Below are 16,366 nucleotides of genomic sequence, written 5' to 3'. Positions count from 1 at the left end.
GTGGTATTTTCAACCATCTGTTATCAGGATAATTCGAAAAACCCGGCGTGAAAAACCCCTGATGCAGGAAAATCGCGCGATTGTCAGAGGAAAACGACCCATGACAGCAGCGAAACTGGTGGAATTGTGGCGCGGCGGTCTGATGGAAAGCCGCCATCTGGGCCATGTGGTCATCGCCGACAAGGGCGGCATCGTCGAGGCATGGGGCAATCCCGGCGCGGTGATCTTTCCGCGATCCTCGTGCAAGATGGTGCAGGCACTGCCGCTGATCGAAAGCGGTGCGGCCGATGCCGCCGGTCTGGGGACCGAGCAACTGGCCTTGGCCTGTGCCAGCCACAATGGCGCGCGCATCCATGTGGACCGGGTCGAGGCGTGGCTTTCGGGTCTGGGTCTTGGCGACGCTGATTTGCGTTGCGGCAGCCATATGCCGCGCGATCCGGCAGAGAAGAAGCGGCTGTGCTGTTCGGATGCCGATCCCTGTCAGGCGCATAACAACTGCTCGGGCAAGCATCCGGGGTTTCTGACGCTGACGCGCCATCTGCGCGCCGGGCCCGATTATGTCGAGATCGACCATCCCGTGCAGAAAGCCGTCCGGCAGGCCTTCGAGGAGGTGACGGGCGAAGTGGCGTCGGGCTGGGGGATCGACGGCTGTTCGGCCCCGAATTTCGCCTGCACCGTCGAGGGTCTGGCCCGCGCCATGGCCGGGTTCGCCGCACCCGAGGCCGGGCTGCGCGGCCAGGCGCAGCAGCGGCTGGTCGAGGCGATGCTGGCCCATCCCGAACTGGTCGCGGGCGAGGGGCGTGCCTGCACCGCGTTGATGCGCGCCATGGCGGGCAAGGTCGCGGTCAAGACCGGGGCAGAGGGGGTGTTCGTGGCGATTGCACCCGAGCGCGGACTGGGTCTCGCGCTGAAGGTGGCGGATGGTGCGACCCGCGCCTCGGAAGCGGCGATCGTGGCGGTTTTGCTGCATCTGGGGCTGCTGGCCGCCGATGCGCCGGTCGTCGCCGAATATCTGACCGGGCCGCAGACGAACTGGCGCGGGCGGGTGACCGGCGAATTGCGCCGCGCGGACGGGTTTCCGACCTGAGCGGGTCTGAGGCTCAGAGCATCTGCCAGATCAGTCGCAGCGCGAGCCCCGTCGAGGTCAGCACCAGAAGCGGCTTGATGACGCGCGCGCCGATCCGCATGGCAAGCCGCGCGCCAAGCGTGGCCCCGGCGATCTGCGCGGCGGCCATGGCCAGACCCAGCAGCCAGAGCGGTTTGCCGACGAAGGCGAAGGCCACCAGACCGCCAAGGTTCGAGGCGAAGTTCAGCAGTTTCGTATGCGCCGTGGCCTTCAGGATGCCGTATCCCGCCAGCATGACGAAGCCCAGCATCAGGAACGCTCCGGCCCCTGGGCCCAGCAGGCCGTCGTAAAAGGCGATGGCGGGGACGACGGTGGCGGTGAACAGCGCCGGTGCCATGCGTCTGGCGCGGTCCGTGTCGTTCAGGCCGGGTTTCAGCGCAAAGAAGATGGCGATCCCGATCAGCACCACCGGCAGGACATAGCGCAGCAGGTCCGTGGGCAGGGCCGTGACACAGATCGCGCCCGTGAGGCCGCCCGCGAAGGCCACCGCCGCCTGGGTCCTTTGGGCGCGCAGATCCACGAGGCCGCGCCGGGCATAGGACAGCGCCGCCGTTGCGGTGCCGAAGACCCCCTGGATCTTGTTCGTGGCCAGCGCCTGCGCGGGCGGAACGCCTGCCAGCATCAGCGCCGGCACGGTGATCAGCCCGCCGCCGCCCGCGATGGCATCGACGAAGCCCGCAGCGAAAGCCGCGCCCATGAGCATGAGGATGAGGTGGAGTTCCGGCATGATCCGACTGTTGCGGCGGCTCTGCCCGATTGTAAAGCCGGGTTCGGGTTGCAGGCCTCCGCATGGGTATTTGAAAAACAAGGAGGCCGGGCGTTCAGCCCCGTGGATGCGCGGCGCGGTAGACGGTCAGCAGATGCGCGTCATCGACCCCGGTATAGACCTGCGTGGTGGACAGGCTGGCATGGCCGAGCAGTTCCTGAATCGTGCGCAGATCGCCGCCCGCTGCCAGAAGATGCGTGGCGAAGGAATGGCGCAGCGCATGCGGCGTGGCGCTGGCCGGCAGGCCCAGTGACTGGCGCAGGTTGCGCATGGCGGTATCCAGCACCGACGGGTTCAGCCGTCCGCCGCGCGCGCCGCGAAACAGCGCCGCCTCGCGTTCCAGCGGATAGGGGCAGAGGTCCAGATAGGCGGCGATGGCATCGCGGGCCACCGGCAGGACCGGGACCTGCCGTTCCTTGCCGCCCTTGCCGCGGATGGTCAGCGCCTCGCGCAGCGGCCAGTCGGCGCCGTTCAAGGACAGCGCCTCGGAGATGCGCAGGCCGCAGCCGTAAAGCAGGGTCAGCGCCGCAGCGTCGCGGGCGGCGATCCATGCTTCGGGATGGGCTTCGGCGGCGAGGTTCAGCAGATCCTGCGCCTGTTCGACGGCCAGCGGCCGGGGCAGCGAGCGGGCGAAGCGCGGGTTGCGTGCCGCCAGCGCCCTGGAGGCGTCAAAGCCGTGCCTGTCCGACATCCAGCGGATGAAGCTGCGCGTGGCCGACATGCGCCGTGCCAGCGACCGGGCCGACAGGCCGCGCGCGCGTTCCGCAGCCGCGAAGGCGCGCATGTCCGATTGCGTCAGCTGTCCCAGCGTCGCGGGCAGGGCGGGCGTGCCGTGATGGCCGCCGATGAAGGCCAGAAAGGCCAGCAGATCGGCCTGATAGGCGCGGATGGTATTGTCCGAGCGGTCGCGGGTGCTGCGCTCGGTTTCCAGAAAGCGGGCCAACTGATCGGCCATCAGAGGCGCAAGGGCAAGGGGCGTGATGCCCTGGGTCATTCCCTGAGCCACGAGATCAGGACCAGCCGGAAGGCCTGCCCGAAAAAGCGCAGAAGGTCCGTGCCATGTGCCGCCGAAAAGCGCCCGACATCGCCCGATCCCATCAGCAGCAGCGCCGGGAAGCGGCCGGGGCCAAGGTCGATGGGCACCAGCGCCTCGGACCGGATGGCGACGCGGGCATCGCCGTGGAACGGCTGTGTTTCGCTGGCGGCGCGGCGCAGGATGATGTCATCGCCGCGCGGCGCGCGTCTGCCGCCCGAGATGAGTTCGGCCACCGTGCCCGTCGTCACGATGTTCAGCGGCCCCGAAGGGTCGGCCTTCGGGCTGCCCGATTCCATGATCAGCCGCAGGGTTTCGACCTTGAGAATCGGCGCCACGCTGATTTCGAGGTTTTCCAGAAACCCCTCGAAATCCACCGGCTCCAGCAGGGACAGCACGGCGCGGTGGATGGTGTTCATGCCCGACTGATTGTCATAGGCCGCCGAGATCACCGATTCATGCGCCTGTTCCAGCCGGTCCAGCCGCGATTCCAGCGCCTGCATGGCGCGGCCGCGGATGTCGATCACATTGTCGCCCAGATCCGCCTCGCGCGCGCCGATCAGGGCGCGCATCAGGTCGCGATCGGCAAGGATCAGTTCGGGATGCGCAAGCAGCCGCCTGCGCATCTCATCGGTCAGGTCGGGCGTTTGGGGCGCCGCGTCCGACATCAGCCGATCTTCTGGCCGGTTTTCGCCCAGTCGGCGTTGAACTGGTCCAGTCCCTTGTCGGTCAGAACGTGGTTCACCATGCCCTTGATGACGGCGGGCGGCGCGGTGATGACATCGGCGCCGACGCGGGCGGCGTCGGTGATGTGGTTCACCGAACGGATCGAGGCGGCCAGAATCTGCGTCTCGAAGCTGTAATTGTCATAGATGGTGCGGATGTCCTCGATCAGTTGCATCCCGTCGAGGTTGATGTCGTCCAGACGCCCGATGAAGGGGCTGATGAAGGTTGCACCGGCTTTCGCGGCCAGAATGGCCTGCGCGGCGCTGAAGCACAGCGTGACGTTGACCATGTGGCCTTCCGAGCTGAGCACCTTGCAGGCCTTCAGCCCGTCCCAGGTCAGCGGCACCTTGACGGTGATGTTCGAGGCGATCTTGGCCAGATGCTTGCCTTCGCGGATCATGTCGTCGGCGTTGGCGGCGACGACCTCGGCGCTGACCGGGCCCGACACGATGTCGCAGATTTCCTTGGTGACTTCGGCAATGTCGCGGCCCGATTTCAGGATCAGCGAGGGGTTGGTGGTCACACCATCCACCATGCCCAGATCGTTCAGTTCGCGAATGGCGGCGACATCTGCGGTATCGACGAAGAATTTCATACGGGTGAACCCTTGCTTTGCGGCTTTGCCGAGCGGTTTAGCGCATAACATGGCGCGCGGGAAGGGCGGGGCTGCCGCCTTGCGGTCGCTGTGTGGCCCATGGCACAAGGCGGGGGCCGTTTCAGGGGACGATCTTGCCATGGAAGCCATTCAGCCCGGCCTGACCGATCTGGTGCCGATTCTGGCGGCGGGGCCGCTGATCGCCGGCAATCTGCCGCTGCTGGTGCTGATCTGGCTGGGGCTTTTGCCCCTGTGAGCCGGCCGCTGTTCTTTCCCCATGGCGCGCGCATCGCCGTGCTGACGCAGGAAGTCGTCGGTGTGCTGGATTATCTGGCGCCCGAGGGCGGCGTCCGTCTGGGGCAGCTGGTCGTCGTGCCGCTGGGGCCGCGCCGGGTGATGGGCGCGGTCTGGGGCACCGGCATGGGCGATTTCGACATGGCCAAGCTGCGCCCGGTCGCCCGGCTGGTCGATGCGCCGCCGCTGTCGCCCGAGATGATCGAGTTTCTGGAGCGGATGGCGGAATATACCCTGACGCCGCTGCCCTCGATGCTGCGGATGGCGACGCGCGCGCCCGATCTGGACCAGCCGCCGCAGGCGCGCCGCATCATCCACCGCGCGGGTCCGCCGCCCGCGCGGATGACCGATGCCCGCGAGGCCGTGCTGCGCGTGATCGACGATCATGGCGGCGCGGGGTTTGCCCCCGCGGAACTGGCGCAGCTTGCCGGTGTCAGCGGCAGCGTGGTGCAGGGGCTGGTCAAGGCGGGCACGCTGGCCGAGGTGCTGGCCCCGCGCGATCTGCCCTATCCCCGGCTGGATCCGGACCTGCCCGGCAAGCCGCTGGCCGCCGATCAGGCCGAGGCCGCCGAGCAGTTGCGCGCGGCGCTGCGCACGCGCCGCTATGGCACGACGCTGCTGCGGGGGGTCACCGGCTCGGGCAAGACCGAGGTTTATCTGGAGGCGGTGGCCGAATGTCTGCGCCAGGGGCGGCAGGCCCTGGTGCTGCTGCCCGAGATCGCGCTGTCGGCCGAGTTTCTGGCCCGGGTCGAGGCGCGGTTTGGCGCGCAGCCCGGCGAATGGCATTCCGGCATCACCCGCTCCGAGCGGCGGCGGCTGTGGATGATGTCGGCCACCCATCATGTCGGCATGGTCGTCGGCGCACGCTCGGCGCTGTTTCTGCCCTTTGCCGATCTGGGGCTGATCATCGTCGATGAGGAACATGACGGCAGCTACAAGCAGGAAGACGTGGTGTTCTACAGCGCCCGCGACATGGCCGTGCTGCGCGCCAGCATCGGGGGGGCGCAGGTCGTGCTGGCCTCGGCCACGCCCTCGGTCGAAAGCTGGGTGAATGCGGCGGCGGGGAAATATGCGCGGGTCGATCTGCGGGCGCGCTACGGTTCGGCAGAGCTGCCCGAGATGGGGACCATCGACCTGCGCGCGGCCGAGATGGAGAAGGGCCGCTGGATCAGCCCGCGCCTTGCCGAGGAAATCCGTGCCCGCAAGGCGCGGGGCGAACAGTCGCTGCTGTTTCTGAACCGGCGCGGCTATGCGCCGATCACCGCCTGCCGGGCCTGCGGCCAGCAGGTCGGTTGCGATCAATGCGACGCCCGCATGGTCGAGCATCGCTTCCAGAACCGCCTTGTCTGCCACCAATGCGGCGCGACGAAGCCCATTCCCACGGCCTGCCCGGCCTGCGGCGTCGAAGGCAAGATGGTCGCCGTCGGGCCGGGGGTCGAGCGGCTGGCCGAGGAAGTGGCCGAGCGTTTCCCCGATGCCCGCGCCAGCGTGCTGTCCTCGGATCTGTTCGGCAGCGCGCGGGCGCTGAAAGAGGCGATTGCCGAAATCGGCGCGGGCGAAACCGACATCATCATCGGCACGCAGCTGGTGGCCAAGGGGCACAACTTTCCGCGCCTGACGCTGGTGGGGGTGATCGACGCCGATCTGGGGCTGCAAGGCGCCGATCTGCGCGCGGCCGAGCGCAGCTTTCAGCTGATGCGGCAGGTCGCGGGCCGCGCCGGGCGCGAGGGCGGCGGCGCGCGCGGGCTGGCCCTGTTGCAGACCCACCAGCCCGATCATCCGGTGATCCGCGCCATCCTGTCGGGTCAGGACGAAGCCTTCTGGGATGCCGAGGCGGCGGCGCGTCAATCGGCGGGCATGCCGCCTTTCGGCCGACTGGCGGGCATCATCCTGTCGCATCCCGATCAGCCGGTGGTCGAGGATTACGCCCGCGCCATGGCACAGCGCAGCGGGCCGCTGCAGGCCATCGGGGCCGAGCTTTTCGGCCCTGCGCCCGCGCCGATTGCGCGCATCAGGGGCCGGGTGCGGGTGCGGATGCTGGTGCGCGCGCCGCGTCAGGCTCCGGTGCAAAGCGCCATTCGCGACTGGCTGGCGCTGGCGCCCAAGCCGCCGACAAATCTGCGCCTGTCGGTCGATATCGATCCGCAAAGTTTTTTCTAGACATTTGTGCGGCGCGACAGCCCAAAATTAAACCCGGCAAGCTGGGCAGCTTGCCGGGCTGAGGAAGGCAAAACTGCCTTCGCGTCTGGAACCACTTAAAACAGAAACATACGACTTTTTAACAACTTATGGCCGGACGCGGGATGGCTGTCGACAGGCGAAACGACCGCGTCAGCAAGCAGAACTTCATCAGGCATCTGGATTGCGGCTGCTATACGTCCACCAGACATATTGGTCAATGCGCGATAGAGTGCCGCGCGATCTAATTTTCGTGAACACCATAGGCCCGGATCTGCGCCGCGCTGCCCTTGCCACGCCTCCGGGCGGCGTTTTCCTGTGCGGCGGGCGGGTTTCCTGTGTGGGATTTTCTTAAATATTTAGGAAAATCAAAAGTTTGATCTGCTTGCGATCAGATCGCGGGCGATGCACCTTCTGAGGCATGGAAAGCGAACATCACACATATCCGGCCGACGCGCCGCAGATTCTGAACGCGCAGCTTTGCTTTGCCACCTATACCGCAGGAATGGCGTTCAACCGCGTCTATCGCCAGCAGCTTCAGCCGCTGGGTCTGACCTATCCGCAATATGTCGCGATGATCGTGCTTTGGGCGCAGGATGGCATCACCATCGGCACATTGGGCGATCAGGTCGCGCTGGAAACCAACACGCTAACGCCCATGCTGAAACGCCTTGAAGGCATGGGGCTGATCGAACGCCGCCGCGACACGGCCGATGAACGGCGCGTGCTGATCCATCTGACCCAGACCGGGCGCGCGATGCAGGACCGGGCCACAGATATCCTGCCCCGCGTCAACAAGGCCACGGGACTTTCCGTGAAAGAATTGGCGCGGCTGACCCATCAGATGCACCGCCTGCGCCGCAATCTGACCGATCACGCCGAGCGCAACGAACAGCGCCCGGGCTAGGCTTGGCCGGTCAAAGCCCGTGACGGTCAAAGCCCGTGACGGTCCAGAAAACCGCGCAGGATGCCGGCCAGCCGCTCGGCCCAAAGCTCTTGCCCGGCCTCATCCTCGATCAGGTCGTTGCGAATCTCGATCAGCACATTCGGACGCCCCGGCACAAGCGCGTGCCGGTCGATCGCGTCGCCCTGCAGATGGCCGGAATAGGGTTCATTGTCGCCGGTGATCCAGCCCATCTCGCGGCATTCGCGGATCAGCGCCGGGCCGACCCGTTCGTCGATATGCGAATACAGCACCCCCACCGACCACGGGCGGCGCGGGCGTCCGCGCAATTGGCGGGTAAAGCTGTGGATGGCGCAGATCGCCCGCCGGGGATGGCGGTCGGCCAGATCGGCATAGGCCGCGTGATAGGGGCGATAAAGCAGGTTCAGCCGCCGTTCCCGCTCGGCCAGATCCGCGTCGCGATTTGCGGGGATCACCGTGCCGTCATAGATGCGCATCAGCAGGGTCGGGTCATCCTCGCCCCGGTTCGGGTCGATCACCAGGCGCGAGAAATCCGAAAGAATCGCCGGGGCATCAAGGCGCTGCGCCAGTTTGCGCGTCAGCCCCGCCGCGCCCACGTCATAGGCGATGTGGCGGGCCATATCTTCGGGGGCTATACCCAGATCGCCGCCATTGATCCATTCGGGCACGCGATTGGTGGCATGATCGCAGGTCATCAGCCAACGCGAGGGGCGGTCCGCCCCGATGATTGTAAAAGCCGGTTCCGTCATGGTTTCTTTGCCTTGCATGGGGCATTGAATACTGCAAGGCCTGACATGTCAGCCAGTTGCCGTCCGGCAGACAAAACGGCTATACAGCGGATGCTAGCGCAAACAGCGAAGGAGAAATTCGTATGAGACGCCATCGCAAGGTCAAGATCGTTGCAACTTTGGGCCCGTCCTCCAGCGATTTCACCACCATCCGCGCGCTGTTCGAGGCGGGCGCGGACGTGTTCCGCCTGAACATGAGCCACGGCACCCATGACGAACAGCGCGCGCGCTATGACATCATTCGCCGTGTCGAACGCGAATCGGGGCGCCCCATCGCAGTGCTGGCCGATCTGCAGGGGCCGAAGCTGCGCGTGGGCGCGTTCGCCAATGGCCCGCATGACCTGCAGAACGGCCAGTCGTTCCGCTTTGATCTGGACGACACGCCCGGCACCGAAACCCGCGTGCAACTGCCCCATCCCGAGATTTTCGCCGCGCTGGAACCCGGTGCGGAACTGCTGGTCAATGATGGCAAGATCCGTCTGCGCGTGGAAACCTGCGGACAGGATTTCGCCGATTGCGTGGTGACGGCGGGCGGCCCCATCTCGAACCGCAAGGGCGTGAACGTCCCGGATGTCGTGCTGCCGCTGGCCGCGCTGTCGGACAAGGACCGCGACGATCTGGAATTCGCCTGCGAGCTGGGCGTGGACTGGCTGGCGCTGTCCTTTGTCCAGCGCGCCGAGGACGTGATCGAGGCGCGCGAGCTGGCCAAGGGCCGCGCCGCGATCCTCTCCAAGATCGAAAAACCTGCCGCCGTGCGCGCCTTCAGCGAAATCCTGAAGGTCTCGGACGGGATCATGGTGGCGCGGGGCGATCTGGGTGTGGAATTGCCGGTGCATTCCGTGCCGCCGATCCAGAAGCGCCTGACGCGGGCCTGCCGCGCGGCGGCAAAGCCGGTGATCGTCGCAACGCAGATGCTGGAATCGATGATCGAAAGCCCGATGCCGACCCGCGCCGAGGTGTCGGACGTGGCGACCGCCATCTATGAGGGCGTGGATGCGATCATGCTGTCGGCTGAAAGTGCCGCCGGGGCCTATCCGATCGAGGCGGTGGCGACGATGGACAACGTCGCCCGCTCGGTCGAATCGGACCCGACCTATCTGGAAATCATCGAAAGCTCGCGCGTGGCCAAGCGCCAGACCGTCGCCGATGCCATCGTCGCCGCCGCCCGCGAGATTGCCGAGACGACCGATATTTCCGCGATCTGCGCCTATACCTCGTCGGGGACCACGGTCAGCCTGACGGCGCGCGAACGCCCGCGCGTGCCGATCATCGCCCTGACCTCCGAGGCGGAAACGCTGCGGCGGCTGTGCCTGACATGGGGGACGCATTGCGTGCTGACCCCGGAACTGGCGCGGTTCAAGCAGGCGGTGGTCAATGCGGCCAAGGCGGCGCGCGATTTCGGCTTTGCCAATGAAACGAACCAGATTGTCGTCATGGCGGGCGTGCCCTTCAACCAGACGGGCACGACGAACATCCTGCGCATCGCCCCTTGCGACGAACGCTTGATCTATCGCACCGATCCGGAATAGGCCCTTGATCCGAATGGATCTGCTTACCGAAAGGGTTTCGGAATGATCGACCTTCTGTTGCTGGCGGGTGTCGCGCTGTGCGTGATCTCGGTCCTCTGGGCGGTGGTGTCGCTGCTTCGCACCGAAGCGCCGCGCGGCGCGGCTGTGACGCTGGTGCTGGGCATCGTGGCGTTGTTTGCGGGCAGCGCGCTGGACGAACGGCCTTTCGGCATCGAAAGCCTTGGCCAGTCGTGGCAGCGTCTGGTCAGCGGTGAAAGCTTCGGCACGGGCAGCATCACCGTGCCGCCCGCGGCCGTGACCGAAGATCAGGGCGCGACGGATGCGCCCGCCGCTTCGGAACCCGCGCCGCAGGCCCCGATGCAGGGCAATGGCGGGGAGGCCAATCCCGAGGCCGAGCCTGCAGCGCCCGGCGTCGAAGCCCCCGCCGCCACGCCTGAAGCTGCGCAGCCCGCGCAATAAGGCTTGCCAATTTCGCGGCGCCCGCGTATAGGGCGCCCTTCCACCCGCGCGGCCGGCCGATATGGCATTGCCGAGTCGTGCGTTCACTCTGACCGCAAGGAGAGTAAAATGCCGAAGATGAAGACCAAATCGGCCGCGAAAAAGCGGTTCTCGATGACGGCCTCGGGCAAAGTGAAAGCTGGCCCGGCTGGCAAGCGCCACGGCATGATCAAGCGCTCGACGAAATTCATCCGCGATGTGACCGGGACCATGATCCTGTCCGATGCGGACGCGAAGATCGTCAAGAAATACATGCCTTACAACCGCTAAGGAGAACCGGATATGGCACGAGTCAAATCGGGTAAAGTCACCCACGCCCGCCACAAGAAGGTTCTTGACGCGGCAAAAGGCTATTACGGCAACCGTTCGCGCAACTTCCGCACCGCCACGCAGGCGGTCGACAAGGCGAACCAATACGCCACGCGCGACCGCAAGACGCGCAAGCGCAACTTCCGCGCCCTGTGGATCCAGCGCATCAACGCCGCCGTGCGCGCGGTCGATGCGGAAATGACCTATTCGCGCTTCATCGCGGCTCTGGCGAAAGCCGGGATCGAGGTGGACCGCAAGGTTCTGGCCGATCTGGCCGTGCATGAGCCCGAGGCATTCGCTGCCGTCGTCGCTCAGGCAAAAGCTGCCGCCTGATTTCTGGCAACAGACCGGAATAGCGAAACCCGCGCCTTGGCGCGGGTTTTTTCATTCTGCGGCGACGGGTGTCATCGGCGTTGCAACACGCGTGCGGGGTTGAATTCCGCAAGCCGTGGTGATCCGCTGGGGGAACCTTCGCCGCCTCTGCGCCCTTCATCCTGATGACCGACGATCCCCGCTATCCCGCCCGCATCCGCCTGAACCGCAAGCCCTTGGGCGTGATCGGCACGGCCTTGCTGGCGCGGCGCAATGTGCTGGAACTGATCCCGGAGCTGGCCTTGCGACAGCCGATGGTGTCGGGGCGCACGGGCTTGCGCTGGCATATGGTCATGGACCCGGACGCGCTGCGCATCGTGCTGAAGGACCGGGTCGAGGATTATCCGAAATCGCTGATCACGCAGTTGATCCTTGAACCCGCGATCGGTCAGTCGCTGTTCGTGGCCGAGGGTGCGCATTGGCGCTGGCAGCGCCGCGCCGCCGCACCGGCCTTTGCGCAACGAAATGTCGAGGCGCTGGGTCCGGTGATGACCGCCGCCGCCGAGGCCTCCAGCCGCAGGCTGGCGCAGGGCGGCGAGGTCGATGTCTTTGCAGAAACCGTGGCCGCGACCTTCGATGTGATCTCGGACGTGACGTTTTCGGGGGATGAGGGCTTTGACCGCGACGCGGTGCATGGCGCGATCGACGCCTATATTGCCGGGGCGGCGAAGGTCTCGGTTCTGGATATCATCGGCGCGCCGCGCTGGGTGCCGCGTCTGGGGCGGCTGAGTTCGGGCGGCGATCTGCGGCGGATGAAGCGCGTGGCAGATGAGGCGATCCGGGCGCGGGCGCGGACCGGGCCGCGTCAGGTGCCGGACCTGCTGGACCTCTTGCGGGCGGGGATGGACCCCGAGACCCAACGCCGCATGTCGGGGGCGGAGCTGCGCGACAACCTGCTGACCTTCATCGTCGCCGGGCACGAGACCACGGCCCTGACGCTGGCATGGGCGCTGTATCTGCTGGCCTTCGATCCCGAGGTGCAGGACCGCGCGGCCATCGAGGCCCGCGCGGTCCTGGGCGCGCGCGCCGCCACCGCGGCGGATGTGCCGCATCTGACCTATATCCGGCAGATCGTCGAAGAGGCCCTGCGCCTTTATCCGCCCGCCGCCTTTCTGTCGCGCACATCGCGCATCCACGACCGGCTGGGCGGGCGCGAGGTGCGGCCCGGCGATACCATCGTGCTGCCGATTTATGCGCTGCACCGCCACCACATGCTGTGGGACGATCCCGACCGCTTCGATCCCGACCGTTTCGCGCCGGGGGTCGAACGCGACCGCTTCGCCTTCCTGCCCTTTGGGGCCGGTCCCCGCATCTGCATCGGCGCCAGCTTTGCCTTGCAAGAGGCGGTGATCATTCTGGCCACGCTGGTTGCGCGCCTGCGGTTTTCGCTGACCGCGCGCCAGCCCGAACCGCGCATGATCCTGACCCTGCGTCCGCATGGCGGGGTCTGGCTGCGCGTCGCGCCGCGCGCTTGAACCGCAGTCCTTCCGCAGGCTAATGTCGCGCCATGATTACGATTTATCACAAGCCCAACTGTTCGACCTCGCGTAATGTGCTGAAGATGATCCGCGATGCCGGGCATGATCCGGTGGTCGTGGACTATCTGCAGGACGGCTGGACGCGCGGCCAGCTTTGGGGGCTGTTCAGCGCCGCCGGTCTGACCCCGCGTCAGGCGCTGCGCATCAAGGAAGCCGCCGCGAAGGAATTGCGCGACGCCGGGGATGAGGCGATCATCGCCGCCATGATCGCCGACCCGGTGCTGGTCGAGCGGCCCTTTGTCTGCGGCCCCGGCGGGGTGCGGCTGTGCCGTCCGATCGATCTGCTGACCCAGACCTTGACCCGCTGAAGGCTTTTCCCCTGCGGCTGCGCGTGCTAATCCGCGCGGGAACCGCAAGGAAAGCCGACATGTCCGATCTGACCACCCTTCGCCAGTCCTATCTTGAACGCATCTCGGGCGCTGCCGATGGCGATGCGCTTGAGGCGGTGCGGCTGGCCGCCCTTGGCAAAAAGGGCGAGATCAGCGGCATGATGAAGGAACTGGGCCGCATGTCGCCCGAAGAGCGCCAGACCCGCGGTGCCGAGCTGAACCGGCTGCGTGATGAGGTCGACACCGCGCTGCGGGCCCGCAAGCAGGGGATGGAGGACGCGGCCCTTGATGCCCGGCTGAAGGATGAATGGCTGGACGTGACCCTGCCGGGCCGCCCGCGCCCGCAAGGCAGCATCCATCCGGTCAGCCAGGTGACCGAGGAAGTCACCGCGATCTTTGCCGATATGGGCTTTCGCGTGGCCGAAGGGCCGCAGATCGAATCGGACTGGTTCAACTTCGATGCGCTGAACATCCCGCCGGAACACCCCGCGCGGCAGGAACACGACACCTTCTTCATGGCCCGCGCCGAAGGCGATCTGCGTCCGCCGCATGTGCTGCGGACCCATACCTCGCCGGTGCAGATCCGCGCCATGCAGGCAACCGGCGCGCCGATCCGCGTGATCGCGCCGGGCCGGGTTTACCGCATGGACATGGACCAGACCCACGCGCCGATGTTCCATCAGGTCGAGGGGCTGGCCCTTGGCAAGGATATCTCGATGGCGAACCTGAAATGGACGCTTGAGGAGTTCTGCCGCGCGTTTTTCGAGGTCGATGAGGTCGAGCTGCGCTTCCGTGCCAGCCACTTCCCGTTCACCGAACCCTCGGCCGAGGTGGATATCCGCTGTTCGTGGGAAGGCGGCAAGCTGACCATCGGGCAGGGCAATTCGTGGCTGGAGATCCTGGGCTCGGGCATGGTGCATCCCAAGGTGCTGGCGGCAGGCGGGATCGACCCCGATCAATGGCAGGGCTTTGCCTTTGGCATGGGGATCGACCGGATTGCCATGCTGAAATACGGCATTCCCGACCTGCGCGCCTTCTTTGAAAGCGACCTGCGCTGGCTGCGGCATTACGGCTTTGCGGCGGGGGATGTGCCCAGCGTCGCAGGCGGTCTGTCGCGTTAACGCAGCACAGCCCTGATCAACCTGCGACGTAAAATGATCGTCGCAGGTTTGCCGCGCTCAGGCATTGCGGATGGCGTATTCGGATTGCAGCATCCGCCGCATCTCATCGCGCTGTTTGTTGACCATGCCGGGGATCAGGAACAGATCGACCAGCATCCAGATGCCCAGCACGGCCAGCAGCAACAGCCCGACGCCGATGGGCAGCGTGACGGCGCCAAGGATCGCCAGCACCAGCATCGCGATGCCCGATCCCGTGCGGCCAAGATAGAAGCGGTGGACACCCAGACCGCCGACAAAGATCAGCAGCAGATAGGCCAGAAGCGGCGATTTGGCGTCGTTGCCGACGCGTTGTTCGATCAGCATCTGCTGCTGGGTATCAAGCGACATGGGTAACCTATCCTTTTGAAATGACGGAGCGAACCATAGGCTCAGCGCCCGTCATTGTCAGGGATAAGAATGGATATCCGGTTAACGGCGCTAACCCCCCGCCACCTCCAGCATGATCTTACCGATATGCCCGCTGCTTTCCATGCGGCGATGGGCGTCGGCAGCCTTTTCCAGTGGAAAACAGCTGTCGATCAGCGGGCGGACCGCGCCGGACTGAACCAGCGGCCACAGCCGATCCTGCAATTCGGCGGCGATCGCGGCCTTGGCGGCATCCGATTGCGGGCGCAGCGTCGATCCCGTCACCACCAGCCGCCGCATCATGATCTGGGCAAAGTTCAGTTCAGCCTTTGCCCCCCCCAGAAACGCGATCATGACCAACCGCCCTTCATCCGCCAAAGCCTTGATGTTGCGCGGGATATAGTCGCCGCCCACCATGTCCAGAATAAGCTGCGCCCCGCCCGCCTTGTTCAGCACCGAAACGAAATCCTGTTCGCGGTAGTTGATCGCCTGTGCGCCCAAGGCGGCGCAGGCGGCGCATTTCTCGTCCGAGCCTGCGGTGGCAAATACCTGCGCGCCAAGCGCCCGCGCCACCTGTATCGCCATGGTGCCGATGCCAGACGATCCGCCATGCACCAGAAACCGCTCACCCGCTGTCAGGCCGCCGCGGGTGACGATATTGGACCAGACGGTAAAGGCGGTCTCGGGCAGAGCGGCCGCGTCGCGCAGCGACAGGCCCTGCGGGATCGGCAGGGCATGCGCCTCGGGGCAGGTGGCATATTCGGCATAGCCGCCGCCGGGCAGTAGCGCGCAGACCTGATCGCCGACGCGCCAGCGGGTGACGCCCGGACCGATGGCCGCGACCGTGCCGGAACATTCCAGACCGGGCAGATCGGACGCGCCGGGCGGCGGCGCATAGGTTCCGCCGCGTTGCAGCACGTCGGGACGGTTCACTCCCGCCCACGCCAGACGGATCAGGATCTGGCCATGGCCGGCAGCGGGCACGGGCCGGCTGGTCAGGTTCAGCACATCGGCATCGCCGGGGGCGGTGATTTCAACGGCGCGCATGTCGTGCGGGATCATGCGTCGGCCCCGTGCGAGGGCTGCGCCGTCGCGCGTCCGGGTCCGTGGCGGGGTGCGGGACGCCGGATCCAGCCGGTCGCCAGCGATGACAGCGTTGAAATGCCGGGCAGGGCGTTCACGCGGCCCTTGATCTTTTCAAAGCGCATCACACCTTCGATCCGACGTTCAAGGAAGGCGCGGGTGTCTTCCGCATCCGGGCTGACATCGCCCAGCCAATACAGCACCGTCGCGCCATAGACCGTCGACAGCGTGGCGCGCTTGGAATACCAGTTCACATCGTCCGAGGTGTCGCCAAGCCCGTCCCAGATCGCATCGGCGCTTTCCCAGATCAGCCGCGCCCCCAGCGCGGCATTCTGCGGCAGCGAAAGGATCACCGCCCCGGCCCGCGCCATTTCGCGATCCGACAGCGACAGGCGATGCATCACGGCATCGGTGATCCGGTCGCGGAACCGCCCCTGCAAGGGGCTGGTCGCCAGCCATTCGCGCAAGGCGGCATCGCCCCGGCGGTGATAGGCGGCGGCCAGATCGGCACCCCCGCGCGGCAGATAGACCCGTGCCAGTTCGACGGACATGCCCAGTTCCTGCGCGGCGGCGGTGATGGCCTTGTCGCCCATGCCCTCGAAGATCACATGGTTCAGGGCGGCGTCGATCAACCGGTCCCGTTCGCTTGTCATGGCGATACTCCTTTCCAGCGTCCAGAAATTCTGGACAAACGCGATTCGCCCTGTTATCAGGTCGCGTCCTGCAATTTCGATCAACTCTAACCTAGGAA

18 protein-coding genes are annotated in these 16,366 nt (G+C 66.2%); 10 read left to right on the top strand and 8 right to left on the bottom strand.

Translation table 11 applies throughout. The features are described 5' to 3' along the window. Positions 1 to 100: 100 nt before the first annotated feature. Positions 101 to 1,087, top strand: a complete 987-nt coding sequence (locus tag GL284_RS01320) for an asparaginase (RefSeq protein WP_155042838.1) — start codon at positions 101 to 103, stop codon at positions 1,085 to 1,087. A 13-nt stretch (positions 1,088 to 1,100) separates the two neighbouring features. Here the strand turns inward: GL284_RS01320 and GL284_RS01315 are convergent, their stop codons facing one another. The 4 genes from GL284_RS01315 to fsa form a co-directional block, all read right to left on the bottom strand. Continuing rightward, positions 1,101 to 1,853, bottom strand: a complete 753-nt coding sequence (locus GL284_RS01315; RefSeq protein WP_155042837.1) for a TSUP family transporter — start codon at positions 1,851 to 1,853, stop codon at positions 1,101 to 1,103. Positions 1,854 to 1,947: 94 nt separating this feature from the next. After that, positions 1,948 to 2,886 (bottom strand): tyrosine recombinase XerC, encoded by a 939-nt coding sequence (locus GL284_RS01310; protein ID WP_155042836.1) that lies wholly within the window; start codon positions 2,884 to 2,886, stop codon positions 1,948 to 1,950. After that, on the bottom strand, positions 2,883 to 3,593 hold the full coding sequence (locus tag GL284_RS01305; protein ID WP_155042835.1) for a DUF484 family protein: 711 nt from the start codon (positions 3,591 to 3,593) through the stop codon (positions 2,883 to 2,885). Before GL284_RS01305 ends, GL284_RS01310 begins: the two co-directional genes overlap by 4 nt. Next, the gene (gene fsa / locus GL284_RS01300) at positions 3,593 to 4,246 is read right to left on the bottom strand and encodes a fructose-6-phosphate aldolase (RefSeq protein ID WP_155042834.1); all 654 of its coding nucleotides are present in this window, start codon (positions 4,244 to 4,246) and stop codon (positions 3,593 to 3,595) included. The genes GL284_RS01305 and fsa overlap by 1 nt, the downstream gene beginning before the upstream one ends. Before the next feature lie 252 nt (positions 4,247 to 4,498). On the opposite strand from fsa, the gene GL284_RS01290 reads away from it, so the two are divergent. Together GL284_RS01290 and GL284_RS01285 are read left to right on the top strand one after the other, a co-directional pair. Next, a complete protein-coding gene (locus GL284_RS01290) occupies positions 4,499 to 6,700 on the top strand; it encodes a primosomal protein N' (RefSeq protein ID WP_341870257.1) in 2,202 nt (733 codons plus the stop codon). 439 nt (positions 6,701 to 7,139) lie between these two features. Beyond that, positions 7,140 to 7,625 carry a MarR family winged helix-turn-helix transcriptional regulator gene (locus tag GL284_RS01285; protein ID WP_155042832.1) on the top strand — a complete coding sequence of 162 codons (486 nt, stop codon included), beginning with the start codon at positions 7,140 to 7,142 and terminating at the stop codon, positions 7,623 to 7,625. Positions 7,626 to 7,651: 26 nt separating this feature from the next. Here the strand turns inward: GL284_RS01285 and GL284_RS01280 are convergent, their stop codons facing one another. Continuing rightward, a complete protein-coding gene (locus tag GL284_RS01280; protein ID WP_155042831.1) occupies positions 7,652 to 8,392 on the bottom strand; it encodes an N-formylglutamate amidohydrolase in 741 nt (246 codons plus the stop codon). A gap of 122 nt (positions 8,393 to 8,514) precedes the next feature. Between GL284_RS01280 and pyk the strand changes: the two genes are divergently transcribed. From pyk to pheS, 7 genes are all read left to right on the top strand, one after another. Further along, positions 8,515 to 9,960 (top strand): pyruvate kinase, encoded by a 1,446-nt coding sequence (gene pyk / locus GL284_RS01275; RefSeq protein ID WP_155042830.1) that lies wholly within the window; start codon positions 8,515 to 8,517, stop codon positions 9,958 to 9,960. Between the two features lie 42 nt (positions 9,961 to 10,002). After that, positions 10,003 to 10,419 carry a hypothetical protein gene (locus GL284_RS01270; RefSeq protein ID WP_155042829.1) on the top strand — a complete coding sequence of 139 codons (417 nt, stop codon included), beginning with the start codon at positions 10,003 to 10,005 and terminating at the stop codon, positions 10,417 to 10,419. A 108-nt stretch (positions 10,420 to 10,527) separates the two neighbouring features. Next, the gene (gene rpmI, locus GL284_RS01265) at positions 10,528 to 10,728 is read left to right on the top strand and encodes a 50S ribosomal protein L35 (protein WP_024843601.1); all 201 of its coding nucleotides are present in this window, start codon (positions 10,528 to 10,530) and stop codon (positions 10,726 to 10,728) included. A gap of 12 nt (positions 10,729 to 10,740) precedes the next feature. Beyond that, positions 10,741 to 11,100 carry a 50S ribosomal protein L20 gene (gene rplT / locus GL284_RS01260; RefSeq protein ID WP_028721130.1) on the top strand — a complete coding sequence of 120 codons (360 nt, stop codon included), beginning with the start codon at positions 10,741 to 10,743 and terminating at the stop codon, positions 11,098 to 11,100. 164 nt (positions 11,101 to 11,264) lie between these two features. Next, positions 11,265 to 12,614: a cytochrome P450 gene (locus GL284_RS01255; protein ID WP_155042828.1), complete on the top strand. Its 1,350-nt coding sequence runs from the start codon at positions 11,265 to 11,267 to the stop codon at positions 12,612 to 12,614. Positions 12,615 to 12,646: 32 nt separating this feature from the next. After that, entirely contained in the window at positions 12,647 to 12,985 is a 339-nt protein-coding gene (locus tag GL284_RS01250; RefSeq protein ID WP_155042827.1) for an arsenate reductase family protein, read from the top strand. 59 nt (positions 12,986 to 13,044) lie between these two features. After that, complete coding sequence (gene pheS / locus GL284_RS01245) at positions 13,045 to 14,127, top strand: phenylalanine--tRNA ligase subunit alpha (RefSeq protein WP_155042826.1); 1,083 nt, start codon at positions 13,045 to 13,047, stop codon at positions 14,125 to 14,127. A 57-nt stretch (positions 14,128 to 14,184) separates the two neighbouring features. Here pheS and GL284_RS01240 read toward each other — a convergent pair whose 3' ends face one another. The 3 genes from GL284_RS01240 to GL284_RS01230 all read right to left on the bottom strand — a co-directional run bounded on the left by GL284_RS01240 (position 14,185) and on the right by GL284_RS01230 (position 16,268). Next, a complete protein-coding gene (locus GL284_RS01240; protein ID WP_155042825.1) occupies positions 14,185 to 14,514 on the bottom strand; it encodes a TM2 domain-containing protein in 330 nt (109 codons plus the stop codon). Between the two features lie 90 nt (positions 14,515 to 14,604). Continuing rightward, complete coding sequence (locus GL284_RS01235; RefSeq protein ID WP_155042824.1) at positions 14,605 to 15,594, bottom strand: NAD(P)H-quinone oxidoreductase; 990 nt, start codon at positions 15,592 to 15,594, stop codon at positions 14,605 to 14,607. Then, on the bottom strand, positions 15,591 to 16,268 hold the full coding sequence (locus tag GL284_RS01230; protein ID WP_155042823.1) for a COQ9 family protein: 678 nt from the start codon (positions 16,266 to 16,268) through the stop codon (positions 15,591 to 15,593). The genes GL284_RS01235 and GL284_RS01230 overlap by 4 nt, the downstream gene beginning before the upstream one ends. Positions 16,269 to 16,366 lie beyond the last annotated feature (98 nt).

The sequence above is a fragment of the Paracoccus shanxieyensis genome (assembly GCF_009711265.1).
In the GTDB taxonomy this organism is placed as follows: domain Bacteria; phylum Pseudomonadota; class Alphaproteobacteria; order Rhodobacterales; family Rhodobacteraceae; genus Paracoccus; species Paracoccus shanxieyensis.
Note: the sequence above shows the minus strand (reverse complement) of the source record. Positions and strands in the feature narration are given on the sequence as shown.